This window comes from Haloarcula sp. HT12, assembly GCF_055271655.1.
Window position 1 is genome coordinate 153,498 of record NZ_JBUXKW010000003.1, and the last position, 26,026, is coordinate 179,523.

A 26,026-nucleotide genomic window follows, 5' to 3' on the forward strand; every position below is an offset into this window, starting at 1 on the left:
CATCGCCGTCGTCACTTGACTGTGGGAACAAAATGACATAGTTCTGATTATTCACTAAGTACCAGTAGGGACAGCTACTGCATCGTCTGGTCCCGAAATTATGCCGTTGACGCTGTGAAACTGTGGCTGAGTAATCCTATCCCGCCGCTATCTTGTGATTCAACAAGGCACTACATATGCAAAGATACAAATATGGCGAGCAAAACAATTAGCCTCAAGAAGAGACATACGAACGGTTACGCCGTGAGAAGTCGATAACGAGAGTTTCAGCGACGACATAGACTGCTTCCTCAACGAAGAGGAACATCCACTATACGGTCTTGTCGGGTTAGCGGAAGAGGCGAAAGTCGAACGAATTCGGGAGGGGGAGTGGTCCATTCGTGCTGATATTGACAATCGTATGGGGTTCCAAAGAGCAGGTTGACCAGTGATTCTTGATGCTTGTTTTTTAATCGACCTGCTCGCTGAGGATGCTGAGACTGTTGCGAGGCCGGATGAAATAAGTGACGAACTGCTTGTCTTCCAAACGCTTGTCTACACCGAGGTTGAGATCGGTATCGACCCGACGACGTAGACAGGCCAGCAATTCGAAAATATTCTCGACGACGTTCGACTGGTGCCATTTGATGCTTAGGCAGCACGACGTGCTGTTGATATCCAACGGGAGATCAGCTAGAACGGTAAGCAAATCGGTGCTGTTGATGCGATGAGCGCGGGAACCGCTGTCGCACGTGACGAACTGATCGTGACGCGCAATGCCAGTGAATTTACACGGACCCCCGTCCGTGTCTCACCGTACTGAGTGAAGGTCACATCTCACACGCGTGCATCCTGCGAACGAACGACAAATCACCGACAGTGGGTCGTGTTTAGTTTGGAGCATTGTGCCAGCGAGCGAAGGTCTGTAACCAATTTTCGGCTGTTTCCGGTTTGACATGACTGAAGCAGTTCGAAAACGACAAGGTTCAGCGCTTCAGTTCTCGGAAAATCCGTTCGATGGCGTTCCGATTTCCGTGGCGACGCATCTGAAATCGAAGGCCAACTCGGGAAAGTGCAGTTTGGAGGTGGTGAGTACCATCGACAAGAAATTCGGAGGTTTCGACATCGTGTTCTTGCCCCAGTTCACGCAGGAAAATTTCCGCGAGAGCGGTCGTGGTCGTTGAAAATAACCGGACGTGAAGCAGTTCGTTCGACTGCGGTTCGGCAGCGGCGTACAGCCAGAATTGCTGGTCGTTGATCCGAATCACGGTTTCGTCGAGCACGATCTGATTCGGAGCTTTCTTCGACTCGGGCTGTTGATCGGCTTTCTACACCCAATCGTGATGGCTTTTCGACTGCGTTGGACACCCTAATGATCGAGTAATTCGACGGTATTCGACAGCGACATCCCTGCAACGTGCGATTGAATACCCAACGCCATCGCCTGCTCGGGTGCCCGCTCACGCTCCACAAAATCCAAATCAATCCAGTCTCTAATCCCGCTTAGGCGGCTGATTTCTGGCATAGGCACCAAGAAATCCGTCCGTCTCACCCCTCACGCTTAACTAGACATGACCCTTTGACCCAGAAAGGTTAGTTAATCTGTAATCTAGTGATCTGCAATAGACAACCTCCTTAAACGGCTCAATGGCGAGTTGTTACTGATGAGAGAGATATTTCGAGGTCAATTATAAAAAAGTCCAGGGAGAGCGGCAGCGTCTGTTTCCGTCAGATCGTCGATATCGTTATAGGTGATTGCACCATTATACATTTGTTGCGTCAGCATTATTGACCTCCTCAAGATCTGGCGGAGATATTTGATCGGAACGTTATCCAATCTCGCATTACCATTGGTTATCTCTGGTAGTATATGAATCTCTACTTTCAGTATTATAAGAATGACTTCAATTCAGCTATTTTGACTACACCAATCTTCCACGATATAGCTGAGTATATCAGAAGTCCAATCAACGGGATAAATATTAATGAATATCCGCTGGAAACTATAACGATATCAAGAACTCTTATAAATAACAATGTAGGAATAGCCGCGATCAAAATTTTAATCATTCTCAAATCCGCCAGCGGCCTGAATCCGATTTTTTTGGCAGAAATATTATGTAGTACTAGCATTGATCCATACCCAATACTAGTTGATATTGCAGCCCCGGTCATTCCATATTGTGGGATTAGAATTAGATTCAGAATAATATTTAGCAGGGCTGAGAGCAGTGATGCCAGTATTAGAGGCTTCATTTGGCCTTTCCCTTGACCGATCGCAAAAATTGGCCTTGAAACCGCGAAACCAATCACTCCTGGCAATAAATATTTTAACGGACCCACAGAACTGACATAATTTTTTCCGAAGTATATGAGAATAAATGAGTCCGATAACGTAAACAATCCAATCCCAAGTAAAACCGATAGCCAAAGGGTATAGCGGCATATCTGCTGTGAAATAGTGTTGATTTTATTTATCTCTCCATTAGACCAGAGATTTGATGATGAATGTACAAGCATGTATTGGAAAACAATAGGAACAAACCAAATAAACTCGGCAGTGATTAACGCAGCCTTGTAACTAGCTGTGGTTGTGGTCCCTATAAAATACTGTACAGCTAGTATATCAAACTGATATAATGAGACGGTCAATACAGCTAACAATACGCTCATATATTGATACTTAATTAATTGTTTGAAATTCCTAAATCCATCTAATTTCCAAATCTCTGAAATCCTATATTCCCGTAATAGAAATGGGGAGTAGATAAAAACAGCTGCCATTGAGCCAACCACCTTTGCCAACAGTACCATTGTGACGCCGAAGCCCTTAGGAAGCATAATCAAACAAATTCCAAAGAATATGACCCTCTCAATCAGTAACATTGATTCTGAGAGATGTTCCTTGTTTTTCCCCATCAATGAACCTCTCATATAACCTACAAATAAATCACCAACCACCCAACAAAGGAATATAACATATTCTTCAATTTCTATAATTTCTACGCTAGTATAATTTGACAAGAAAAAGATAGCTACAGCATATACCGTGAATATCAGAAAACAAGATATAATAGACGAACAAAAGTAAATAAATAGTACATATTCACCCCATCCCTGAATATCACGATCTTCCGAAACGTATTTTCTTACACCGTTAAAAATCCCAGACTTTGTAAACGTTACTGTTACACCAAATAGTGATAAAAAGAAAGCAAATTTGCCATAATCGGACTTAGTCAAAAGTCTAACTAATACGGGTGTAATTAATATTCCTAGGGTAAACACACCGACTTTCCCCGCAAATATAGAGAGGAACTTTCTGAATAGACTACTGGATTTCATTATCAATATAATCGAAAGGCGACGTACCACAGAGTTCCGACAACTGATTCAAGATAGTCTCAGATAGTCTGTTGTGATTCTCGATCAGTTCATCAACTTCATCTGATACACCTTTGTCAATTTTGTATCGGGCATCAATGTACAGATTTGATTGATTAAATGTCTCTAATAGTTCTTCATACTTCTTAGCCCAACCAAAAACAAGACACGGTACACCATTTTTATACGCATGGATTATTGAATGATAACGGGAAGCAATTAAGAAGTCCATCTGTGCAATGGCATGCTCAAGTACATAAGCTGGGACTTTGCTATTTAATAAGCGCCCATCGTTTGTAGGTATCTCATTGAAAATCGTCTCAGAAATTTGCTGGTCCTCATCTGAATGAGAGAGTACATGGACGTTATATCCCGAATCACACAGTTGGGTGGCAATTTTTTTATACCGTTGAATTATCTTAGTGCAATCTACTCTTTCGATCACTCGATGGTTAGGTACGATTGCTACAGATTGACTAGTAAGTTCTATATGCTCAACATCTGGCATATCATCATATATTGCCTCAAGATCGTATGTTTCACCACATAGGACAATGTCTGGCGAGTAAGACACACTCCTGTTAGCATAGTTGTAAATTTCATCTACACCGTATTGTTCACGAGCAAATATTTTAGAGGGATAATTAAGGGCGGAATTAAGAAACGGCCTTAATACATGCTTCTTCAGCCCACTGTAGTCAAACGGACCAATAGACTGAGGTAATACATAGTAGGGTACGCCCAAGTCCCGGGCTACGAAAATATTTAATATGTAGTTCATTGAGCCCTGAAATCCCCATTGTGAGGACAATGCGTATCCACTAATATCTATGAAAAAGTCTACATCTCTGACTTTTCTGACTATTTCCACTGGGATATTTTTCTTATCGTACCAATCATTTCCTAATACCTTGTGCTTCATTTGGGGTTCCCATGGTAGGATATCGAATGCATATTTTTCTCGCTCAGTAGTTGGTCGGTTGTAATCAACCGTAGAAAATAAGACAATATCGTGGTTGGGAAATCTTTTTGACAATTCTGACACCGCGGTAAAAGTCATTGCTTGTGCCCCTTTATTGAACATTTGGCCACCGACAATTCCTATTGTATTACCTCTTTGTCTATCCCTTTCAGTATGTAGCCCAGATATCTCTCGAGAAAGAGAAATTCCCATAGAAACTGCAATCCGGATCGCTTTTTTTGATTTCATGGATTATTCAGCAGTTCCTATAGGTGACATTTTAATCTTTTGTTTGGATAGGACACGGGGTATTTCAACTTATGTGGAATGTGATTCCGATTGGACCGACAGATATACCTGTATTAGTTTGTCAACAGATTTTTCCCATGAAAAATTATCCACACAAAACTGTCTGGCTGACTCCATATCATAGTGATCGTTATTAAGGCGTCCTCTAACAATCGCATCAGATAGTGCCTCAGCGTCTTCTTTTTTTGCCACTTCACCAAAATTATTCTCGGTGATGTGATCTGCGATACCAACTACTGGTGTCGTAATTACCGGGGTCTTACAAGCCAAAGATTCTAATGTAACTAACCCAAACCCTTCCTGAGTAGATGAAGTTGAGGGTAATATAAATAGATCTGCCAGGTTATATGCATTTGAGAGCGATGATTTGGGGATTCGTCCCGTGAATTCAATAGTATCTTCGAATAAGCCCTTGTTTGCCGCATATTGTTCGTATTCACTTCTGAGTGGCCCATCACCACCGACGATCAGTTTGAACTGATCTTTTTCTAAATTTTGGACCCTTTCCATGGCGTCGATTAAGTAGCTCAAGCCTTTATACTCATGGTGTTTGTCAAGTACCGATAAGAAGAATAGATTAGTTTTGAACGGATCAAAGTAACTCTGTATGTCCGTGTTGTTCTTAATGCCGCTGTTTGGGGAGAACCGATTTACATTTACCCCATTACGAACTACTCGCACTTTATTCGAAAAACCCGATATATACGGACTTTTAGAAGCGTAATCCTCCTGTGTGATGAGAATTCGGTCACAGTTTGTCAGGGTCCTTTTTAAAATGAGTCTGTTGTAGAGTTTCGAGATGTATTGATATGCGCCATCGCCGGTGATATCGTTATGATAAGTTAATACCACTGGTGTGTCTGTTATTTGACCGACGAAAACGGATAATTCTGCGGAGTATGGTGTAGGCAAATGAGTATGAAAAACATCTGCAGAGCTGGCTATCTTGAACAGTTCAGGCAATAATCTGGGGCTGATATTTGTATTTGCTGGTTGGAATGATGTGTTGAGCTTGCGAACAGTAACTCCGTTGTGATCCTTTATACCAGGATCTTCGTCTTGTGCTGAACAGATGACAGTAACATCATGACCTCGATCTGCTAGCACTTCAGATATTTCTTGCACATGTGTCTCTACCCCACCTATGAACGGATAGTAACGGATCGGTGTTTGTACAATCTTCATGAATTTGTTATTAGTAATCTAAGTTTGAACTGTGGGAATCGGAGAGCGTCCATGATAAATGTTGAATGTGATTGGATTATCACGTGGATTGTGACTAGAGTCCTGTTTAATAAAGAATTTGTATTCCGGCTTATTGTATCATATACGGTCGGTGGTCTGTTAAATTGATCGGCACTGTCTAGTTCTTGATTTTCTCAGCTGGAGTTTTTCGGTCAAGAGCTTGGCTCGGTCGTTCGTGGTTGTAGTGGTGTCTGAAGCGTCGCAACCACTGTTTCGCGCTGGATTGACTGCCCCTCCAGAAGGAGTGAAAGCGGTCGATACGCATGCTCACAGTTTGGAACCACTTTTCGATGTGGTTCTGGATTCGATAGTCGAGCCGACCGCTCAAATTGTGACGTGAGAGAGCAATCAGATAGCCGCCAGCATTCACGAGAAACACTGGATCGGTGACATCGTGTTTCTGAGTGAGCCGATGCAGGAACGCCGCCGCTGGGTCAGTCTCGCGGCGGCTGAACACGTCAATTTCGAGCAACAGTTTTAATTCGGTGTCGCCAGCGGCGTACAACCACTTTTTTCGTCGTCAACCTCAATCTGTTTCTCGTCGACCGCGACCTGCGACGGCGACGTCGTCGGCAGGTCGCTCTGGGCTTCAGACAACGTATGAACCCAGTTCCAGACTGCACCGTGAGAACGATCGACACCCAGCGGGTCTAAGATTGCCACCGTCTCCCTGATCGACAGCCTCGAAGTATGGAGACACACCCCAAACCGCCGGACGGGTGCCGGGGTGCGCTCGTTCTCCCAAACGTCTTGACTGTCCTCATCTAACGTCTCGCTGAGGAGGTCTGCGAGTTGCATGGACACTTCTCGCTACGACTTCCTCACTCTCAAACTTGCTCAATTAGACAGTGCCTGGATAGCCTGATTTTCGGCTATCTGCTAAGAATTACACTACACTTCTTCTGGCTGGCGGCGATATCAACTGCTTTTCAGACACTGTTTTCGGGATGCTGTATGGTGTGTGAATATTTCTATGACAGCCTTTATGTACATTTCAATCCTCTGGATAAATACAATTGTATGTCAATAAGCAAGGGCATATCTCTGGTCAAAGAAGAAGGCCTGAGTGAATTTCTTAATCGATTTAAGCGGTTTTACGCTAGCAAGGGAATCCATTACATACTGAGAGATATCTCTGGGGAACTCATTTGGAAAATTCTACCAGAGGGGAAGACAAAACGCGGTATCTCTCATTCAAGACTGTTGACTGCACTGTACTTTTATTTGAGAGGCACGTTCTACAACGAGCAGAGAAGCATATTGGTAGGTCAATCAAAGTACTCATCGTCTGTAGGCCCAGATCAAACATCTGATGCTGAAAGTCGGAGGGCTCGAATAGTCCGAAATACACATCGTATTGAAAAGGGCCTGTCGATGGATGATCGGAGGAGTGTTTTTGCAGAAGGCTATATTGAAAAGCTGGTTCTGGATATTGAAGCGGCTATAGACGATGAATCAGAGTTTAATCGAATGGATTGGTGCTTGGACGTTCTCTCAATGTACTTTGAGGTGGTTGATGCGACTGAAACCATTGCGCGTGCGGAGGATAAATATGATGAGATTATAGACCGTACTAATCATTCTATTGGTGACAAGCATCCTAAGCCAAGGAGTGAGCTGGCAACAGAAATCCCATCTTATCAAGATCTCAAGTCGCTAGCTCACCAGCGGTCAAGTACTCGGTATTTCCTCCAGAAAAAAGTACCTAGAAGCAAAATAGATGACGCGGTTTTGCTTGCGAGTCAAGCACCGAGTGCATGTAACCGCCAAGCATTCAGATTCGAAGTGTATGATGATCAAAAAAAGATTGAAGAGATCTGTGAGCTTTCAATCGGTGTCTCCGGATATGAGGACAACATCCCGTGCTTAGTTGCCCTCGTTGGGACCCAGCGGTCGTATTTCCACGATAGAGACCGCCACTTGATATACATCGACGCGAGTCTAGCTTCAATGTCATTCCAATTCGCGTTAGAAACTCTAGGACTAGCTTCATGTTCAATAAATTGGCCTGCCATACCCGAGCACGAAAATCATGCACACAGCAGACTTGGATTGGAGGATGATGAAAAAATAGTGATGTTGCTTGCAGTTGGCTATCCAGACGGTAAAAAGTACGTTCCATATTCGGAAAAAAAGTCAGTTACTGAGTTACGTAACTACAATCCGTAATATGAAGATTTCAGTAATAATTCCCACATACAACCGAGCAGACGTAATTGAACGGGCGATAAACAGTGTTCTTAAACAGACGTACACAAACTTTGAACTGTTAATCGTGGATGACTGTTCAACGGATGAAACTATTAAAAAAGTATCTGCATTATCTGACAGTCGAATTAGGATAGTGGAACATAATAAGAATAGAGGAAGCAACGCAGCAAGAAATACTGGAATCAGACAATCAAACGGCCGGTATGTCGCATTCTTAGATAGTGACGACGAGTGGAAAAACACTAAATTGGAGAAGCAGCTTGCCGTTATGAACAACTCCTCTGCGAAGGTAATCTACTGTGGAACAAAGATAGTCGTTAACGGTGACGAGATGGTTGGAACCATACCGGAAGCCGCAGGGGATATCTTTAATAAGCAATTGGTGTGCGACCAAATCTGTTCTACGTCTGGGGTAATGGTGCAGAAAGACTGCTTCGACAAGGTGGGAATGTTTGACGAAGATTTACCTGCTAGACAGGACTACGATCTATGGCTAAGGCTATCGAAAGAGTTCAAGTTTGACTATGTGGAAGAATACTTGGTAAATATATATCAGGACCGTGACGATCGAATAAGCAACTCAACGGAGACTAGAATAGAGGCCGAAAAGAAATTGTTGGACAAGAAGTTGTCTATGATTCCGGACATGGAACCAAAGCTTAAAAATGAGATTATTGGCCACACATACATGAGTATTTCCAGGCATTCATACATACAAGGAGACCGGAAGCTAGCAATCACGTCGGGTATAAAATCGCTCAAATATGCTGGCCTTAGTATAAACGCTCTTGGAGTGGTGATATTGGCTCTCTTGGGAATTAGACGGGAAAACCGTTTTGTAAAAAAAATAAGGAGTTTGTTAAAATAGAATGTCGGAAAAGCAAAATGTTAAGCTCCTATCCATAATTGGGTTAGTACTCCCACTATTGATAATAACTTTTATTGCTTATACATCAACTTATCGTGATATATTTTATTATGCTGACGCCTATCTCCACCACCAGATAATATCAACAGGCTATGTCCCATCGATTGCGGAAGTAAATCAAGTTTCAGAAGGGAGGGTATCGAGATACTATGGAAAGATAAACACAAGAATCAAAACACCGGTATATCCATTGCTTCTTTCTATAGCCAGTCAGGTAACAGGGATCCCAATAAAATATTTTTATTCGTACTTCCCAGGGTACATTTTTGTCTTTGTTGGATACGTATTGGTTGGGAAGCAAATATTCAATCGTGATAGCGTGGTTCTAATGATTGCTGTATTTGGTGCATTGGCACCAAATGTTCGACCAGAATATACTATGAACATTAGCACTACAAATCTTTTGATTTTATTTATTACAATCTTCTGCGTGGCGAGGTTGTACGCTCAGAAATATAGTGGCTTATCACACTTAAAATATATACTTATTTTCTTTATTTGTTCTATATGTATATTTTATTGGTATCCGGCATTATATATGGTAATCTTCACCACCACAATTGTCACAACTGTTCTGATGTATATGAATGGTTCAGATATTTCAAAATATAGTATTCTGGGAGTGCTATCAACGAGTATACTACTTCTAGTTTTTTCTACTCCTCTTCCAACTTACGTTCATTGGTTCCAACTAGGATTTGTCCGACTAATTAGCTTAAATATATCAGTTCCTGGGATAACTGACAGTAGTACAACTTCTGTACCTGCGACTGCTATCCCCCCGACTTACTATTCGGCTATTCCACTAGCAATTGTGCTACCACTAAGTTTACTGGGAGGAATTATTATGCTCAGATCTACAGTATCGTCGATTATCAATAGTAACTCTCAGACACAGGATATTATTGTAACCTGGGGTGCAGGAGTTTTTATTATTTCAATGTTTTATTTGAGTACAGGAGAATCTTGGTTGATAACAAGGCCCTTTGCTTTCGCTTCACCAATTATAATAATTTCGATGGGAGCTGTGCTAACACGTATCAATGAAAATTATTTTCAGTATGTGTCTTCTATACTGATTGTCGTTTTACTCATCACACTTTACTTGTCATCTTCAGCCACTCTTATTGATATTCAGACATATCAAGCGGGTGTGGATGAGGAATCTGATTGGGTTAGTGAACACGCTAGGGGTTTAATTCTTGGGGATACTAAATTTGGATCGCCTCTAATTGTTAGGGAATACTATTCATATGAATATCCGCTAGATCAAGAGGGATTACGTCATTTGTATTATGATGAGAATTATGAAAACTTCACAAAATATGTAACAGATCAAGGTGGTAAATATGTTATAATATCTGACACTATGTATAATCAAGGCCTGTTTGCAACAGACTATAATCATAGGCCAATTTCTAAAAATGCATACGCGATCCGGACATCGAGAGGTAATAAGGTATACACGGAAGGAAAAATCAAGTTACTCTATATGAGTTGATAATAAGATATAGGAAATATAATCCTCTGCTTGATACCAATTACAATTTTCAAGTAGCTTTTTTTGCGAGTGTGATCACAGTCCAATAAACGACGTAGATTAACAGGAAATATATGAATAACTTAATATATATAGTATGTTATAGAAATCTTGTCACACCGTGGTGATCATGCTTCCCGGATTGTCTTCACGTTCGTAGTTGGTGATTGCGGAGACAAGACGAAGACACAGGGCGAGAAAGACCTGTGCTCGTGCGTGGACGCGGCCTCAGGCGAACTTACGCCCGAGGCCGCAGTCCTTGACCGATTCGTTGGTTCGTTCGACTCCAGTGCGGCGGTTGTACGTCTCGTCCAAGGTTGATTGCTTCAGCTGAACGTCCTTGCTGTGTTCCTCAATATGGTCTTCGACCCTATACTCGATGTCTTTCGGATCGTCGGTGTTTCGCTCGTTGTACGGAGCGACTGGCACGACTCCTGCGGCCAGCAGGTGGGCGTGCTAGTCGAGCGTGTCGGAGTCGCTGTCACCGACCATCCGCCCCGTCTTCGCCGTAGCGAACACGTCGAACTCTGCGAGAAACTCAAAGGAGAGATGCTCAAAAAACGCTAGCGTCTCGGTTTTCGCGACATTGAAGAACGACTCTACCGAAGGACCATCTTGCAGGGTCGCTGAGTCCATACCACCTCAGCATTCACCCTGCTCTTTGGTGTGGTAACCGTTCTATGACACCCTCGCAGCGTGCTGTCAAACAGAAAGACATCGAGAACGGATCAAAACTGTATATCCGACTTTGGGATTACGACATATGAATCTTCTTAGCCGATTTCAGACGACGGAATAGAATCCCACAGTACGAGTATAAATGCCAAGTTCCAAAGCCAGAAGCATAAGTCCTAGATGATTCCAGACTACTGTTGCCCTCGAAACGCTGCGTTGAAGACAGCGGTTGCTGAACATACGGGCATCAGAAAATGAATGTCGCTTTTATTAGCAATGTCGTGTATCCTTATATAGAAGGTGGAGCTCAGAAACGAATCCATGAAATCGGACGTCGACTTGCTGCCGACGGCCACGACGTAAACGTCTATGGACGTCATTTCTGGGATGGGCCGAAAGAGATCACACACGAGGGAATGACACTCCGAGCAGTGTGTCCCCACCGCGAACTCTACACGGATGACGATGGGAGACGGTCAATCAGTGAAGCGATAGAGTTCGCAAAAGACGTGGTGATCCCATTGCGACGACACATAGACGAATACGATGTTGTCATCGCATCTGTGTTTCCCTACTTTCCAGTCTTGGCTAGCAAGATCGCGGCACTCGGTACTGATACGCCGCTCGTAACAACTTGGCACGAAGTCTGGCAAAGCTACTGGGACGATTATCTTGGGCATCTAGCACCGTTTGGCAAGGCCGTTGAGCACGTCACTGCTCGCCTCCCACAGCATCCAATTGCTGTCTCAGAACTCACCGCGAGTCGTCTGGGTGGCATCGGCCCCGAACGCAACCAGATTCGGACCGTTCCGAACGGGATCGATTACGAGCAGATTCGAGACACATCCCCCTCTGAGGACGGGTTCGATGTCCTCTTTGCGGGACGATTAATCGAGGACAAGCGCGTCGATATCCTCCTCCGAGCGTTCGACCAAATCGCGCCAAAAGAGACCACACTCGGCATCGTCGGTGATGGCCCGAAGCGTACGGAACTCAAAACTCTAGCCGACTCGCTATCGGTAGCTGAGCAGATAACATTCACTGGCTTCCTTGAGGAGTACGACGATGTTCTGGCACAGATGCAGACAGCCAGTATCTTTGCGACACCGAGTACGCGTGAAGGCTTCGGAATCACGGCTGTGGAGGCAATGGCAGCGGGCTGTACGGTCATCGGTGCTGATCATCCGGATTCGGCAGTTGGCGAGGTCATCGGTGATGCAGGATTCTTAGCCGACCCGACCGTCGAAGGTGTCGCCAACGTACTGGACCGTGTCCTGGCCGGTGCAGAGCCTACGACAGAGCCGCGACAGCGCGCACAACGGTTTGACTGGGATCAAGTAGCCGAGGACGCGCTGGACGCATATACGGCTGCAGCGGCTGATGAGTGGTGAGATCGGCGGCAAAACCAGAGAGCATGGCAAGATGTGGGAATAGTGCTGGGTGGTAATTCGATTTCTTTGCGTATATCGTACATTTCAAGCGAGATTACACGGAGTCCCCCCTGATCGTATTTAAATGGATACTGACCACTCGTGTTTAGTTTGACAGGGAGCCAGCAAATCCGTCTGGACTGATTTGGAGTCCCTGCGTCATCCGCCGCTGTTCAGTCAGGTACCCGTTTATTACTACTCGTAGCCGGCTGACCAACCGGTATGGGTGGGACTGAAAGGGGCCGGGCTATCGGCGAATCCCGACGACGCAAGCACCACAGGGAGTGTAACGACCGAGGAGCACAGCGAGTCGCGAGAGCCGATAGCGCGGGGGATTTCTGGGCATTTGTTCCCTTGTGCTGAACTAATCACACTCCCAAAGAGGGCAATGTGTTATGTACGTCCACAATCCCACCGAGTCCCCGATTATCTGTAGGTCATTAGAATCGGGCGATACCGTGTATCTGTAAGATTCGCAAGCGCATAGAGAGCATACTTGCTGTGTAGTGGAAGCCCGGAAATGAGTTCCTTGAGTCGTTCACCTTCAGCCTGGTCCTGAGCTAGTTCGAGGTGTGCCTCCTTGACAGTACAATACCGTTTGTTTTAGCGTAGTCACCTGCATGCCGGTGCAGACGAATCGCCTTCCGTGCATCACCATGGCACTGTGCAGCCAGCGCAGCTGTTTTTGGAATTACGCCTGGTGTCAAAACATCCTTCTGAAAGGCGTCCTTCCGGTTTTCGAGGATTTACCGTACCTGGTACCACTGGTAATTGGTCGTTATCCTCGCGTAGCCTTCACGAGTTTGAACGGGGTGGGTTCCGTGGAGGCTTCGGCGGCCGCATCGATGCCGTAGAGGAAGGTGACCATCCCCGCGTCACACACCACGCGATCAGTAGAAGTAGAAGAGCGATGAACCACCGAAACAGAATCCGGCCGTTCGATTCCACTCTCAGCGGCAGGTGTTTGACTACTCTTCTCATGGATCTAACCGCTAATTCAAGACGTCGCAGTATTGTTAGTTAATTTATAACGAGAGTCCCGGACCATTGCATTAGGGTATCAAGCCCCTATTGTTCTCGTGGATTCGCTCCCTGTGAAAGCGAGGGAGTCCCCGTCCTTTTCGTGAGGGACGAATCAACGTGCGGTCGGAACCGGACCTGCCCCCTGTTCGTGACCGAGAGAAATGGGAATCTTCGTTCAGCGCAATCGAACTACACGGACCTGTCAGACCCACGCCTTTTTGCTTGAGAGACGTACGGGGACGTATGCGACGATTGGTCCTCGCCGTATGCCTGGTCTCCCTCCTCACGGGATGTAGTGCACTTTTGAGTGACAGCCCACCGCCGAGCGACGAGCGTGCTGTCACAGCAATAGAGGAGGCGAACAGTTCGGTCGAAGCCGTCGAAACGTATCGCTTCGGGATGGAGATGCATGTGGCTGCATCGGATGGTGAGCAGTCACGAACGGTGAGAGTCGATGGCGACGGTGCGGTAAACGTCTCGGCAAAACGGATGCAAGCGACGACGCGGATGCAAGACCAAACGGTCGAGTCCTACGTCGACGGGTACAAAACGTACCAGGGATGTCAGGACCCCTGGGGTGGGTACGCCGTCGAGAACGTCTCGCGCTCCGAGCCGTGGGCGACCGCGACGCCGCTCCATCGGCAGTTACTGCTCTTCGAACGCTCGAATGTTTACTGGCAGGGCAATGAGACGCTCGACGGCAACCGGACTGTCCTCGTCACAGCCTCCCCGAGCGCCGAGACCATCGAGTCACTCATGAATCGCCGACAGGCTGGCGACATGGATCTAAACCGTGGCTCGCTTGAGAACGCGACAGCACGGCTGTGGCTTGATCCGGACACGAACCGACCGGTACAGTCGGAACTCAGGATAAAAATCTCACAGCGTAGCGCGACTGCAACCGCGACGCTCACGGTCCAGTACAGTGATTACGGTGAACCGACCGCAATCTCGATTCCGCCGGATGTGTACGACGACCCGTACGAACTCGGCTGTCCCGGAGCCGGCTGAACCTACTCGTCGGGGGACAGCGCTATCGCGTCGACAGAAATCCGACAGGCCAGTCAGTCCGACCAGTCCTCGTACAGTCCGCGTCCGACCACACCGAGGCCGACGAGCGTGATGAGGTTGAGGAGGAAACCACCGACGACTGGAATCGCGAAGGGGACGGCCAGTAACAGGCCGCCGGCGACGCCGTCCGTTGGGCTAACGGTCCCATCATCCCCGATAACAGAGTTTCCGACCCAGACAGCAGTGATTCCGGAGCCGACGATACCGAGAACGCCGATAAGGAGCAATCCCGGAATCGAGATCAGCGCGCCGATAACCGTCAATGCGAGCAGTACCAGTCCGATGGGGAGCAGGATACCGACAAGGATTCCCCAACCGATAGCCGCGCCGGGGTCGTCCTGTATCTCTCGGACGGCGTTGGTCGTGTATTCCGGTCCGATAGCGGCAGCTGCAGCACCTAATACTGCGAGAACGACGAAACCGATACCGAAGCGGAGAACGACGCTCAGGGCCGGGTCGGCGGTACCATTCGGGGCGGTGGGCTGTGCTGTTGCGACCCCGGCGAGTCCAAGTACGGCGAACAGACTCCCGAGGCTACTAACGGAGGGCTTGGAGGGCATAGTAGCGTCAATTCCATTTTATTGCGTTTGTAAACCTCTTCTGTATGTTTGGAACTTGTCATAGTTACCGGCGGCCAGCGTATATTATCTGTTCATTGACTCTCTCCAATCAAGACTGGAGGACAGGGAACTCGAACAGGGGAACGTAGTATACGCCGACCAACTCCTCACTTCGCTGGTCGAAAGGGATTCTTTATCGGGAAAATATAGAAACGGAGTGAGTATGGACTCACTCCTCATTGCGATCATCAAGGCTGTCGAACTCTGTGCCGTCTGCTGTGAGGCCATATCCGAGCGAGTCCAATCAGATAAAGAGAGAGAAGAGAGCCGACAAGGCCAGCCTTCGACAGACAGTCGAGAGTGAGCCAACGGTTAGTGACGCTGATGCTACGAGCAGACGGATCCCACCACAAAACCGTCTCATACGGATTGTCGTAGCAATGTACCGGTGTCCCCCCACCCTGGGTCGGCGTAATCCGGAAATACTCTACAGTAATCCGTATCAGTCCAGCATACCGATCCGATCCGCGGTAAAACCGAACACGTCCTCGTAGCCGTAGGCTGAGAGCAAGACGGGATGGAACGGCTTCTCGGCGACGATGGTTTCGTCGTCGGCCGCTGCAACGGGGTCGCCCTCGGGCACGGGCTCGAAGTTCCGGACGAACACCTCGTACTGCTCGGCTGCCGATTTCGGAATCGGCTCACCGAGCTGGAACACTGGCAGCGATATGTCCCGTTGCGGGGGCGATTCGGCGGTGACACCGGTGGCGGCGAGGAACTCCCGGATGACCTGCTCTGCGTTCTCCGCGGCCTCCCGAGATCCTTGATAGCCACACTCGACTTCGATAACGGAGTCCACCGTTGCGAACAACCGCCCCTCGTTTGCGCCTTTCGTCTGCACGACGGCGTCCACGGACAGCGCGCTACAGAGCCCTTCCAACTGCGGCGTGAGTTCGTCGACGAGGGCGAACATTCCCTCGTAGGACTGCGTCGAGTGCAGCGAAAGCACAGTACAGTCCTGGAGCTCTGTGGTGAGAGCCGCGGCCAGCCGGCTCTCGTGTGATTCGCTCTCGGCATCGCCGGGGAACGAACGGTTGAGGTCCGTATCGAGGTATCGCTGGTTCGCCTCGAGAGCCTCCTCGTTCGCGACGATGAACTTCACCGGCCGCTCGATCTCGGGCGGGTCGGCAAGCACAGCTTCGATGCCGTCCCGTCCACACGGCTCGTCGCCGTGGATGCTTCCCACGACGGCCACCTCCGGAACCCCGTCTCCCAGTTGCTCGATTCGCATCTACCCGTGATAACGCCTCCAGCCTTTAGAATTCCCCGGATCCGGTCAGTGATCGAGCGACTCGGCGAACTCGATATCTTCCGGGCGACACGTCGGATACCCGCCGTCGAGACGGATCTGCCAGCCGTGCAGCGCCGTCGGGTCCGATAGCGCGTTCGTGACCGTCGTCCGCACATCGAGGAGGTCGACGCCGTAGTAGTCGTTAGGGACGCCACGGAAGTACTGCAGCGACGTGCGGAACAGCGACCGCATCCCGTCGTCGTCCTCGAAGTCGAAGTGCTTGTATGCGCCGGCAGCGACCTGGACCATCCCGTGGAGGAATTTACTCTCCGTGTTCCCGCGGCCGTAGTTGTACCATTCGTCCTCGAAACAGTCGTGTGACTCGTGGAACTCCCCGGAGTTGTAGAGGCGGACGCCGTGAACGACGGCTCGCCTGAGCGTCTCGTGTTCCCATTGCCCGTCGGCTCGCCAGCCCGAAGGGTTCCCGTCCGGGGGCTCGACGGTCGGGTCGCGCGTGTGGTCGTCCATGCTTACGCTACTGTCTCGCAGGGGGTCAAACCACCGGTTCTGTCAACTCTCGGTCCGCTGGGGCCGAGTCGCTTCCGTACGACATTTATACTGCACTGCCATGTGTACCGAATGCACTACGCGTGCGAGGGTAGCCAAGCCAGGAAACGGCGGCGGACTCAAGATCCGCTCCCGTAGGGGTCCAAGGGTTCAAATCCCTTCCCTCGCATCGTATAGGGGTCGCACAACGCGACGCCGAAGGATGCACACGGAAGGGTTTGGATGAGAGAAGGCGGGCGGTTACTCGCCTTCGCGTAGTTCAAATCCCTTCCCTCGCACTGTTGGACCGACACGGTCCCTCGCAAACAGCGAGCGGTCATCGTCACTCCATCCACCCCGATGGAATCTCGCTGGACCGACGATAGCCGATCGGTGCCGGAAGACTCGCACGGAGCGGTCTTCCCTCGCAATTCTCCGATTTACCACTGCAGCGGTGTCTCCGCACTGAGGTCCAGTGCCCACTGTCCTCACCGTGTTCTCGACCCATTGGATTCCGGGACCCATTTCATATCACAATATGTTCGCACAATAGGGTCGATGTCATGGTTCCGAGTATTCTATAGGGACGGTTAGAATCTCGGTAGCAAGCATCCGGTCGGTGAGTGGAATTTAGCTCGTTGGGCACATCCTCTCAGAACCGCACCACCTGTGAATTGTACCAGATTACTTCAGGAATTACCACTCTACACACTGCCTACAACTACTGATATATTATATAGACTGTTTTAGTATCGGTTAGTCATCATCTTATTTCCGGTTACATATCGCAAATGTATAATTAAGAGTTAGTTATCAGTTTCATCTCCGTTTGTATATAATGGCTGGGTAGCGCTCCGCTGTAGCTCTCTCAGTCTTGTCACTGCACAAGAAATATACCACAGGCTTCTGTAATGTCTCAGTAATGGTAAAAACACCAATACTAAAACCGGCTGTCATCTTCGTGATGGCCGTCGCACTGGTACTCGCTGGTCCGTTATCAGTGACGTCCACTGTTGGGGCAACCCCCGTTGCCGAAAGCCAATCGATATCGGTGACCGAAAACGTCGACCTCTGGGAGCGGTCCCCGCTCACGCTCCGAACGACGTCGGAGGGGCCGACGACGATAGCGGCACCGCAAACGTTCATCAACGTCGAGTCGGCCGCGACCGGCGACCTCCCGCTCAACAAGCGCACAGTGACGATCCACGAGCGCAACGAGTCGATCAACATGTCGTTTGAACCGAGAGTCGGCGCTGGAACGCGGTCTCTCGCCGGCGATGAAGCACAACTGCTCGCAGTCAAGCTGGACCGAGCACCAACGACGGCGGGGGCAAACACTGACGACATCACCGCCGCCTCCCTCGAAAAGATTCTCGCAAACAATTCGGATATCACGTCGGAGGAGCTCCTCGATGACGCGGAAGGCGTCGGCACGATAAGCGAGGACGGCGAACTGAACGCGTCCTACACTCCTGAATCGGGCGGTGCATACGCCTTCGTCTTGGTGACTGTCGACGACGGTGATGAAGGGCTGTCGGTCTCTGACGGCAACGTCTCTGTCAACGGGGATGTGACCGTTGTCGGCGTCGAACAGGCCATAGTGCATGACAACGCCTCGAACGCCGAGCGGACCCAGAACCCGGTCAATCCGGGCGATGATGTAACGCTGGACGTCGACACTGAGATCGAAGGCGAGAACGTCACCCACGCGGTCCTGTTGGTCAGACAGGGTGAGCTCCAGCGGCAGTCGAGCACGGTGACCGTCTCGGGCGAACTGAACGAGGGCTTCTCAGCGGACCAGGTCTCCGTCGAGAACTCCTTCGACGGCGTCAGCGGTGTTGCAACGGTCGGCGACAACACCCGAATCGGGGATATCGACCTCTCCGCGAACCAGTCGATACCCGCAATCGGATTACAGGGTCTGTTCGGCATGGTGGTTTCCGAGGCTGAGTCGGGCGCTGACGGTGAAGTCGTCCATGCCTCTGCGACGGTCGTCAGCGGTGACGCTGACGCCAACGTCACGGTCCAAACGCTGGACTCCTGGCCAAACGGGGCGTACCAGTACGTCCACGTCGCAGTCGGCAACGAATCCGGGACTATCAACTCGGATACCGGAACGGTGACAGTGAGCCAGGGCGGTGGCCCTGACAACGGCGGCAGTCCGGGCAACGGCGGTGGCCCGGATAACGCGGGTGGACCGAATACCGCTGCAGACGACACTGAAGCGGAGTAACTGATCAGACACGCTCCTTCGCGAATTCAGTCATTCGAACACACTACGTAGTGTGACATCTGGGGGTGTGACTTTTGGCCGGTACCGAAGCGAAACATTGATTAGTTGACACTAATATCGGGTTCGCTGTCAGCTATCCCCTGTTATACGTTTACGATCCTAGATAGGTCTTACAACCCGAACGGAGCGACTGGTCGACACACTGTAAAACCTTCAGATGGCGTCTACGTGTTTTCGACGTTTCATGTGACACTGTGTAGCGTCGAATGTCACTGCATAAGAATTATACCGCACCCATCCGAAAAAATCCATTAATGTGTAAAACTACAAAAGGAAAACACACTGTAATTTGTGCGATTACAGTGCTGTTGGTGTTAGCCGCCCCCCTGTCGGTAACGTCGGCGGCGGCAACGCCAGTCGACGAGAGTCAAACGAGGGCGGTGACGGACAACGTGGATGTCTGGGAGCGATCACTGCTCCCGCTTCGGACGTCCTCGGCGGGCCCGACGACGATAACGGCCCCACAGACGTACATCAACATCGAGTCCGCACAGACCGGTGACGTTCCCCTCAACAGGGAGCAGTACACGATTCACGAGACGGGCGAGTCAGTCGACCTCACGTTCGAATCGACCACTGGGGCTGGCACCTCGGCAGTCGCCGGGGACGAGGCGCAACTGCTCGCTGTCAGGCTCTCCGAGGGCACATCCGCGACCGGGTTCAGCGACGGAAGCGTCAGAACTGATCTGGCCAATATCTTCACGAACGATTCCAGCGCTAACTCGGTCGAACTGCTAGACGATACGGAGGGTGTCGATACGATAGACGACAACGGTGTGCTCGAAACCTCGTACACGCCTGACTCGGGTGGTGCCTACGGCTTTATTCTGGTTACCGTCGATGACGGGGAGGGCCTGTCCGTGTCGGATAACAACGTCACCGCCGATGGGAACGTGACCGTCGTCGGCGTCGAACAGACGCTGGTTCAGGAAAGCGCATCGTCTGTTGACGCGACAGCCGACGAGGTCGCTGCCGGCGACAACGTCTCGCTCGATATAGAGACTGATCTAGAAGACGACACCGTGACGCACGCGGTGCTGGTGCTCAACGAGGACCAGCTCCAACAGCGGACGAGCACCGTCCGGGTTTCCGGCGACATCGACGAGGACTTCTCGGAAGACCAGATCACGGTTGAGAACTCCTTCGACGGCGTCAACGGCGTCTCGTCGTCCGACGATGACGCCACCCTCTCCGGTGGGGACTCAACGACTGCAGGTGCGACGCCATCTGCGGGACTGATCGGCCTGTTCGGGTTCGTTCTCTCCGAAGCATCGCCGGATTCGACCGGTGATGACGTGATGCACGCCTCGGCGACGACGGTATCCGATAGCCCTGATACCACCGTCGATATCGAAACGCTCGATTCCTGGCCAAACGGGACGTACACGTACGTTCACGTCGCCGTTGGGGAAGACTCCAACGAGATTAACTCCGACACGGGGACGGTCACGCTGTCACAGTCCGACGAGAGCGATTCGGACGACGATAGCGATGGGACCGACGATGGCAGCGATAGCGACAACAACACCGACGGGAGCGACGATGACAACAACAGCGGGAGTGACGACGACAACAACAGCGGGAGTGACGACGACAACAACAGCGGGAGTGACGACAGCGACAGTAACGATGGGAGTAATGACAGCAACGACAGCGATACCAGCGACAACAACGACGGCGATACCAACGACAGCGACGGCGATACCAACGACAACGACAGCGCGGATACCGAGAGCGACGACAACGCAACGGAAGACGACACTGAGGAAGTAGACACCGCGACTGAAACGGAAGACGAAACCGATACCGAAACAGGCGAAACCGATGCCGGAGACGAACCGACGGAAGTAGCCACGACCGCAGGTGGTGGTGCACAGCAACCCGACGAGGATGCAACCGGTACGCAGGGTTCGGTCGAAACCACGAGTTCGAGCGGCCCCGGGTTCACCGTGCTCGTCACGGTGCTAGCGCTGCTAGGGGCCGGGTTCCTAGCACGACGGGACTGAGGCGTTCCAACCGCTCTCAACGGGTTAGGCTACGGCTTTGACGCGATCACCTTTCGTGTGACCATTCGGATTCGATTCTCCCGGGCAACACTGAATTATCCCGCAACCGACTGGTTGCAAATAAAACGTTGATTGGAGGGATAAATTTATATTATTTTACAAATAACATGCGTGTGTAAGGTACCATACAATGGGGGACTACGCAAAGCAATCTCGCGCGGCGAAAATCAAGTGTATCGAGTGCAATTCTCCGGTCGTGATCACAGTCGACGAGGAATACATTTGTGTCAACTGCGGCGAAGCGCCGGTCAAATCCGCGGCCACACCTTGAGACTGGTGGGGTCCGTTTCGGTCGTAGATACCAAACTGCCAGCCAGCCGCTTTGATCTCAGACTGGTGAACGTAACCCATCGCCGACTGGTGCCATCGGTTCGCTGGCAACGATTTCGGACCGGCGCTTCACCGCTGTGGTATTTCCGCCGGGACCCGTTCGTTTCTCCGGTACACCGTCACGATGCTGTAGCTGACGGCCACTCCGAAGATGACCAGTGGGACGACAAGCGAGAGCAGGCTGTCGGGAGAATGGGCCGCAAACGACGGCGTTCTATCGGGGTTCGCCGCCAACAGCGGCCAGAACAGGTTCGGGAAGAAGTAGTAGTCCGTCCCGAACCGCACAATCGGGTAGAAGTCGCCGACGATGTGTGAGAGGTAGCCGGCCGAAAACACCATCGCGTACCGCCCGTATCCCTGGCGCGCGGCCAGCAGTACGAGGACGGTGAGTACGGGCAGCGAGACGACCAGGGAATGGGCCAGCATCCGCCCGCTCGGAAGGATAGCGAACGTCCACGCGAGCGGCTTGTCGATTACGTCCGGGAGTTGTGTCGCTACAAGCAGGAGGAGTACCGTCGGCCCGGACGGGAGGCGACGCCACCGAACCACCGTATATGCCGTCAGCGGGATGGCTGCAAGGAGGAAGTGGCTTGCGGGGTACACTGTGAAACCAACGGCCCGCGAAGAGAAAAGCTGTTCGCCAGGCTTGGTTTCCGCACGGGCAGAAAGAACGCTGGCGGCTCTCGGTCCAGGTACCCGTCACTTCAGCGGCGTCGAACCACATCTCTGAGCGAGCGGCTCAGTTGGTCACGTTCACCCAGAGATGGACTTCCCGATACGCGGTCGATTGGTCGACGGTCTCGGGCGGTGAGTCGCGGTACAGCAAGTACTGCAGCCGAAGCCTATTCCCAGTCATCTCAGGCTGCACCTCGTGTTGGCGGTGCCAGGTCTCGTTGTGTCCCAGCGTGGGTTGGAAGCGCCGCAGTTCCGATCGTTCCCGGACCCGCGTCTCGTTCCCGACGCGCTCGACGCGCTGCAACTCGGCGATGACGGTGTACTCCGTTCGTTCGTGTTCCTGATTCCCGACACCGACGATCAGCGACCGGCTCTCACCCTGCTGAAACTCCGTCGGGTAGCCATCGGCAACGAGTTCACCGTCCTCGTCTTCCGTCAGCAGGTAGAACTCGCTGAACCGTTCGCCGTCTTTCGGCACCGCGACGGCGTACCCGACGCTGCCGACGGCAAGCAGGATGCTCACGACCAGTAGCACGTTCAGAGCGGCGTCCGTCCGCGAATCCGGTGCGAACAGTTCCTCCCGTCCGGCGCTGAGCCACGCCCGGTACGGGACGCGAAACCGCTCCTCGGCGGGCAACGCCCAGCGCCGAACCGCCGCGATTGCAGTCAACACGAGTGTCAGCCCGCTGAGTGACACGAGAATCGGAAGCAGGCGGATGCCCCACGGCGTGAAGTTCAACACCAGACCGACGAGGGGAACGAGCGCGATGCTGAGTCCGAACGAGAGCGCGACCCGCTCGATCCCGTCGATTCCATCGGCTTGGGTGTCCGAGACAGTTTCATCGTCGGGAGTGGGGCCGCTCCCGGCCTCCGGAAACAGTGCGGCGATGAACGCGTAACCGGGAATGAAAAGGACGAACACGAGTCCGGCAACTATGCGGACCGGTGTGTCAGAGACGACCGGTAACAGGACGGCCAGGTTCGTCAGGATAACTACGCCGACAACGCCGGTCAGATCAGCCGGGAGGTGGCGGAGTTGGCGCGGCAAAAGCAGTTTCCACGCCGGGGTATCAGCCATTAGCAGTGAGTCATGTCGGCACGGTAAAAAAATAGCTGATTGCGTCGCTTTCCGCTCCGCACCCTGATCGAGAGTACACCTTGATGAACCAACCGAACGCATTTTATCAAACGGGGAGAATAACTCGGTGTGTTCCGGAGCCAGTCGTGGGCTGTGTTCGTCACCCTGGCAGTACTAGGCCTTACGGCGTGTGCCGGTGGGGCGGCAGCGATGCAAACGGACGACGGAGGCCCGGCTCTGAACCGTCAGGTGGAGACGCAGACGGACGACAACGAGACCCAACAGGAAAACCCGGATTCAATATCGGACGGGGAGTACAGCGACGAAACAGCCGCCTGGTTGGCTCGAACGATGGGAGGACAGCTGGAAAACAGCAGCATCGCCCTGTCGAACGAACAGTACGACCAGGCACGGTCGGTCCTCGGCGACGACTACGACAAGCGCCTAGAGCAGTACGTCGAGGTCGCCGGCGAGACGTCGTCGGATACGGACGACACCGCTGCGAGGGAGTTCGAGGCCGCGCGCGATAACCAGGCGACCCTCACAAACGAGGTACAACGGTATCGTCAACAGTATGCGGCGTATCAGGAGGCACGCGAGAGCGGTAACGAACGCGAGGCCCGGGTCACCGCGCGTGCGATGGAGCGAACGGCGGCCAACATCAGCGAGCGGAGCCGAGAACTGAACCGGAACCTCGAACGGATCGAGAACACCACGACGGTCGACCTCTCTTCGGGACGAACCGAGATCAACGAGACGACGGAGAACATCACGGAGACACAGGCAGCCATCCGCGAAGAAACGCTCGTCGGGACGACGCTTACAGTTCAGGCGATAGATTCGACTGCGTCGTTCAGCGATCCTGGGGTGGTCTCCGGCCAGATACGGACGGAGAACGGTTCGGTCATTACGGACGAGGCGGTCGAACTCAGGATCGGGAACCGAACGCAGACGGTCCGGACCGGTTCGAACGGCGTGTTCGAAACGCAGTACCGTCCGCGCTCGGCGAGACTCGGGTCGCAGTCTGTACCGGTCGAGTACGTCCCGGATGCCGATTCGGTGTATCTGACCGACAACACCACATTCACGATTGAGATACAACAGGTGACGCCGGACGTGACGAGCGAAGTTGCGCCGGAGAGGGTGGGATACGGAGATCGACTCAACGCCTCGGCGTCCGTGACAGTCGAGACGACAGGTGTAGATGGGGTCCCAGTCGAATTCGTCATCGGAGATGCGGTCGTTGCACGGACGACGACCGGACCGAACGGAACCGCCACAGCAGCGATCCGGGTCCCCGCGTCGGTAAACGATGGCGAAAGTCAGGTCGTGGCCCGGATCCCATACGAGGACCGCGCGATTGCCGGTGTGCAGTCCGAAACCCCGGTTATCGTGTCCGAGACCCAGACCGACCTCACAGTGAATGTATCGCGCGCAGACGATGAGGTCCGTGCGCGCGGCCGGCTACAGACCGCTGCTGGAGCCCCTGTCGCTGACCGCCCGGTCCGGATTCAGGTCGCCGATGGCGAGGCACAGGTCGTCGAAACAAACCGGAACGGGTCGTTCCAGACCGTCCTCGCGGAACCCCAGACCAACGATCCAGTTACCGTTACTGCCACGTACGACGAACCGAGTTCGAACCTGGGTAACGCGACCGCAACGGCAACGCTAGCGGGGGCCGGCGGCGGCAACCCTCCGGTCGGCTCTGATTCGGACAACGATCTGCTGATCGATACCCTGGTGGCGATCCTGTTTGGCTCCGACGAGAACCCAGCCGCCGGCCTTGGGAGCGGGATCATCGGATACAACTGGTTGCCCGTCCTCGGCGGTGGGACGGCACTTACAGTCGTCGTCGCGTCTTGGTTTGTCGTGTCGCGGTTCAACCGGTCTCAAGACACGGACTCGAGTGTCCCGGCCGAGACGACTGACGCATCGATGACTGAGCCCGACCAGCCGTCGACACCGTCGGCCACAGCGAGTCCGACGTTCGAGGAACGTATCGAGACGTATCTGGACAGCGGGGACTACGACGCCGCAGTGATGGCGGCGTACACCGCCGTCCACGACGAGCTAGCGGTCGAAAACGGCATCGACGAGGGGACGACTCACTGGGAGCTCCTTCGGCAAAGCCGAGCGCACGAGGTCTCTGACGAACGGACGGCAGATATCGAAACGGTGGTCAAAGCCTTCGAGACGGCGGCATTCGCGCCGACATCGATCGAACCGTCGCGCGCGCAGGCAGCCATCGAACGTGCTCGCAAGATCAAGTCGAACGGGGAGCGGTGACCGCCCGCTTGCCGGTTCGGTCCCTTTAACAAGTGTGTTTAGACGCTTTCGTCCGCCGGGAATACCCGATTTTCCGATGGGACTAGCAGTAGACGCCCCGGGCCGAAGGCTGTGACGGATGCCGAGTAGTCTATCGAAATGCGGT

Annotated in this window: 18 protein-coding genes, 1 tRNA gene and 3 pseudogenes; 10 read left to right on the forward strand and 12 right to left on the reverse strand. The window is 51.8% G+C overall.

Translation table 11 applies throughout. From position 1 onward, the window contains the following. Nucleotides 1-427 precede the first annotated feature (427 nt). Nucleotides 428-574, forward strand: a complete 147-nt coding sequence (locus ACY9XZ_RS10480; RefSeq protein ID WP_463456986.1) for a hypothetical protein — start codon at nt 428-430, stop codon at nt 572-574. Between the two features lie 295 nt (nt 575-869). Here ACY9XZ_RS10480 and ACY9XZ_RS10485 read toward each other — a convergent pair. The 5 genes and pseudogenes from ACY9XZ_RS10485 to ACY9XZ_RS10505 all read right to left on the reverse strand — a co-directional run bounded on the left by ACY9XZ_RS10485 (nt 870) and on the right by ACY9XZ_RS10505 (nt 6,676). Further along, a pseudogene (locus ACY9XZ_RS10485) lies at nt 870-1,504 on the reverse strand (IS6 family transposase). Nucleotides 1,505-1,869: 365 nt separating this feature from the next. Continuing rightward, nucleotides 1,870-3,324, reverse strand: a complete 1,455-nt coding sequence (locus ACY9XZ_RS10490; protein ID WP_463456987.1) for an oligosaccharide flippase family protein — start codon at nt 3,322-3,324, stop codon at nt 1,870-1,872. Then, a complete protein-coding gene (locus tag ACY9XZ_RS10495) occupies nt 3,311-4,573 on the reverse strand; it encodes a polysaccharide pyruvyl transferase family protein (protein ID WP_463456988.1) in 1,263 nt (420 codons plus the stop codon). The genes ACY9XZ_RS10490 and ACY9XZ_RS10495 overlap by 14 nt, the downstream gene beginning before the upstream one ends. Nucleotides 4,574-4,642: 69 nt before the next feature. Next, nucleotides 4,643-5,818, reverse strand: coding sequence for a glycosyltransferase (locus ACY9XZ_RS10500; protein WP_463456989.1), 1,176 nt, complete (start codon nt 5,816-5,818; stop codon nt 4,643-4,645). A gap of 178 nt (nt 5,819-5,996) precedes the next feature. Next, nucleotides 5,997-6,676 (reverse strand): annotated as a pseudogene (locus tag ACY9XZ_RS10505) (IS6 family transposase). A gap of 222 nt (nt 6,677-6,898) precedes the next feature. On the opposite strand from ACY9XZ_RS10505, the gene ACY9XZ_RS10510 reads away from it, so the two are divergent. From ACY9XZ_RS10510 to ACY9XZ_RS10520, 3 genes are read left to right on the forward strand one after another with little or no spacing between them, the layout of a single operon-like run. Beyond that, complete coding sequence (locus ACY9XZ_RS10510; protein WP_463456990.1) at nt 6,899-8,047, forward strand: nitroreductase family protein; 1,149 nt, start codon at nt 6,899-6,901, stop codon at nt 8,045-8,047. A gap of 1 nt (nt 8,048) precedes the next feature. Continuing rightward, nucleotides 8,049-8,957: a glycosyltransferase family 2 protein gene (locus ACY9XZ_RS10515; protein ID WP_463456991.1), complete on the forward strand. Its 909-nt coding sequence runs from the start codon at nt 8,049-8,051 to the stop codon at nt 8,955-8,957. A 1-nt stretch (nt 8,958) separates the two neighbouring features. Continuing rightward, on the forward strand, nt 8,959-10,518 hold the full coding sequence (locus tag ACY9XZ_RS10520) for a hypothetical protein (protein ID WP_463456992.1): 1,560 nt from the start codon (nt 8,959-8,961) through the stop codon (nt 10,516-10,518). Between the two features lie 153 nt (nt 10,519-10,671). Here ACY9XZ_RS10520 and ACY9XZ_RS10525 read toward each other — a convergent pair. Beyond that, nucleotides 10,672-11,049 (reverse strand): annotated as a pseudogene (locus ACY9XZ_RS10525) (transposase); the annotation flags it as partial. A 437-nt stretch (nt 11,050-11,486) separates the two neighbouring features. Here ACY9XZ_RS10525 and ACY9XZ_RS10530 point away from each other — a divergent pair. After that, a complete protein-coding gene (locus ACY9XZ_RS10530) occupies nt 11,487-12,623 on the forward strand; it encodes a glycosyltransferase (RefSeq protein WP_463456993.1) in 1,137 nt (378 codons plus the stop codon). Between the two features lie 599 nt (nt 12,624-13,222). On the opposite strand, the gene ACY9XZ_RS10535 is transcribed toward ACY9XZ_RS10530, so the two are convergent. Next, a complete protein-coding gene (locus ACY9XZ_RS10535; protein ID WP_463456994.1) occupies nt 13,223-13,369 on the reverse strand; it encodes a hypothetical protein in 147 nt (48 codons plus the stop codon). A 559-nt stretch (nt 13,370-13,928) separates the two neighbouring features. On the opposite strand from ACY9XZ_RS10535, the gene ACY9XZ_RS10540 reads away from it, so the two are divergent. Beyond that, the gene (locus ACY9XZ_RS10540) at nt 13,929-14,696 is read left to right on the forward strand and encodes a LolA-like protein (RefSeq protein WP_463456995.1); all 768 of its coding nucleotides are present in this window, start codon (nt 13,929-13,931) and stop codon (nt 14,694-14,696) included. A 53-nt stretch (nt 14,697-14,749) separates the two neighbouring features. Here the strand turns inward: ACY9XZ_RS10540 and ACY9XZ_RS10545 are convergent, their stop codons facing one another. From ACY9XZ_RS10545 to ACY9XZ_RS10555, 3 genes are all read right to left on the reverse strand, one after another. Further along, entirely contained in the window at nt 14,750-15,316 is a 567-nt protein-coding gene (locus ACY9XZ_RS10545) for a hypothetical protein (protein WP_463456996.1), read from the reverse strand. A 502-nt stretch (nt 15,317-15,818) separates the two neighbouring features. After that, nucleotides 15,819-16,607, reverse strand: coding sequence for a M14 family metallopeptidase (locus ACY9XZ_RS10550; RefSeq protein ID WP_463456997.1), 789 nt, complete (start codon nt 16,605-16,607; stop codon nt 15,819-15,821). Nucleotides 16,608-16,652: 45 nt separating this feature from the next. Next, nucleotides 16,653-17,135: a DUF309 domain-containing protein gene (locus tag ACY9XZ_RS10555; RefSeq protein WP_463456998.1), complete on the reverse strand. Its 483-nt coding sequence runs from the start codon at nt 17,133-17,135 to the stop codon at nt 16,653-16,655. Nucleotides 17,136-17,259: 124 nt separating this feature from the next. Between ACY9XZ_RS10555 and ACY9XZ_RS10560 the strand changes: the two genes are divergently transcribed. From ACY9XZ_RS10560 to ACY9XZ_RS10570, 3 genes are all read left to right on the forward strand, one after another. Continuing rightward, nucleotides 17,260-17,343, forward strand: a tRNA-Leu gene (locus ACY9XZ_RS10560). Between the two features lie 774 nt (nt 17,344-18,117). Then, complete coding sequence (locus ACY9XZ_RS10565; protein WP_463457485.1) at nt 18,118-19,386, forward strand: PGF-CTERM sorting domain-containing protein; 1,269 nt, start codon at nt 18,118-18,120, stop codon at nt 19,384-19,386. Nucleotides 19,387-19,700: 314 nt separating this feature from the next. Next, on the forward strand, nt 19,701-21,452 hold the full coding sequence (locus ACY9XZ_RS10570) for a PGF-CTERM sorting domain-containing protein (protein WP_463456999.1): 1,752 nt from the start codon (nt 19,701-19,703) through the stop codon (nt 21,450-21,452). A gap of 459 nt (nt 21,453-21,911) precedes the next feature. Here ACY9XZ_RS10570 and ACY9XZ_RS10575 read toward each other — a convergent pair whose 3' ends face one another. Beyond that, on the reverse strand, nt 21,912-22,445 hold the full coding sequence (locus ACY9XZ_RS10575) for a metal-dependent hydrolase (RefSeq protein ID WP_463457000.1): 534 nt from the start codon (nt 22,443-22,445) through the stop codon (nt 21,912-21,914). 136 nt (nt 22,446-22,581) lie between these two features. After that, a complete protein-coding gene (locus ACY9XZ_RS10580; protein ID WP_463457001.1) occupies nt 22,582-23,595 on the reverse strand; it encodes a DUF1616 domain-containing protein in 1,014 nt (337 codons plus the stop codon). A gap of 210 nt (nt 23,596-23,805) precedes the next feature. Between ACY9XZ_RS10580 and ACY9XZ_RS10585 the strand changes: the two genes are divergently transcribed. Beyond that, nucleotides 23,806-25,881 carry a hypothetical protein gene (locus ACY9XZ_RS10585; RefSeq protein ID WP_463457002.1) on the forward strand — a complete coding sequence of 692 codons (2,076 nt, stop codon included), beginning with the start codon at nt 23,806-23,808 and terminating at the stop codon, nt 25,879-25,881. The last annotated feature ends 145 nt before the right edge of the window (nt 25,882-26,026 follow it).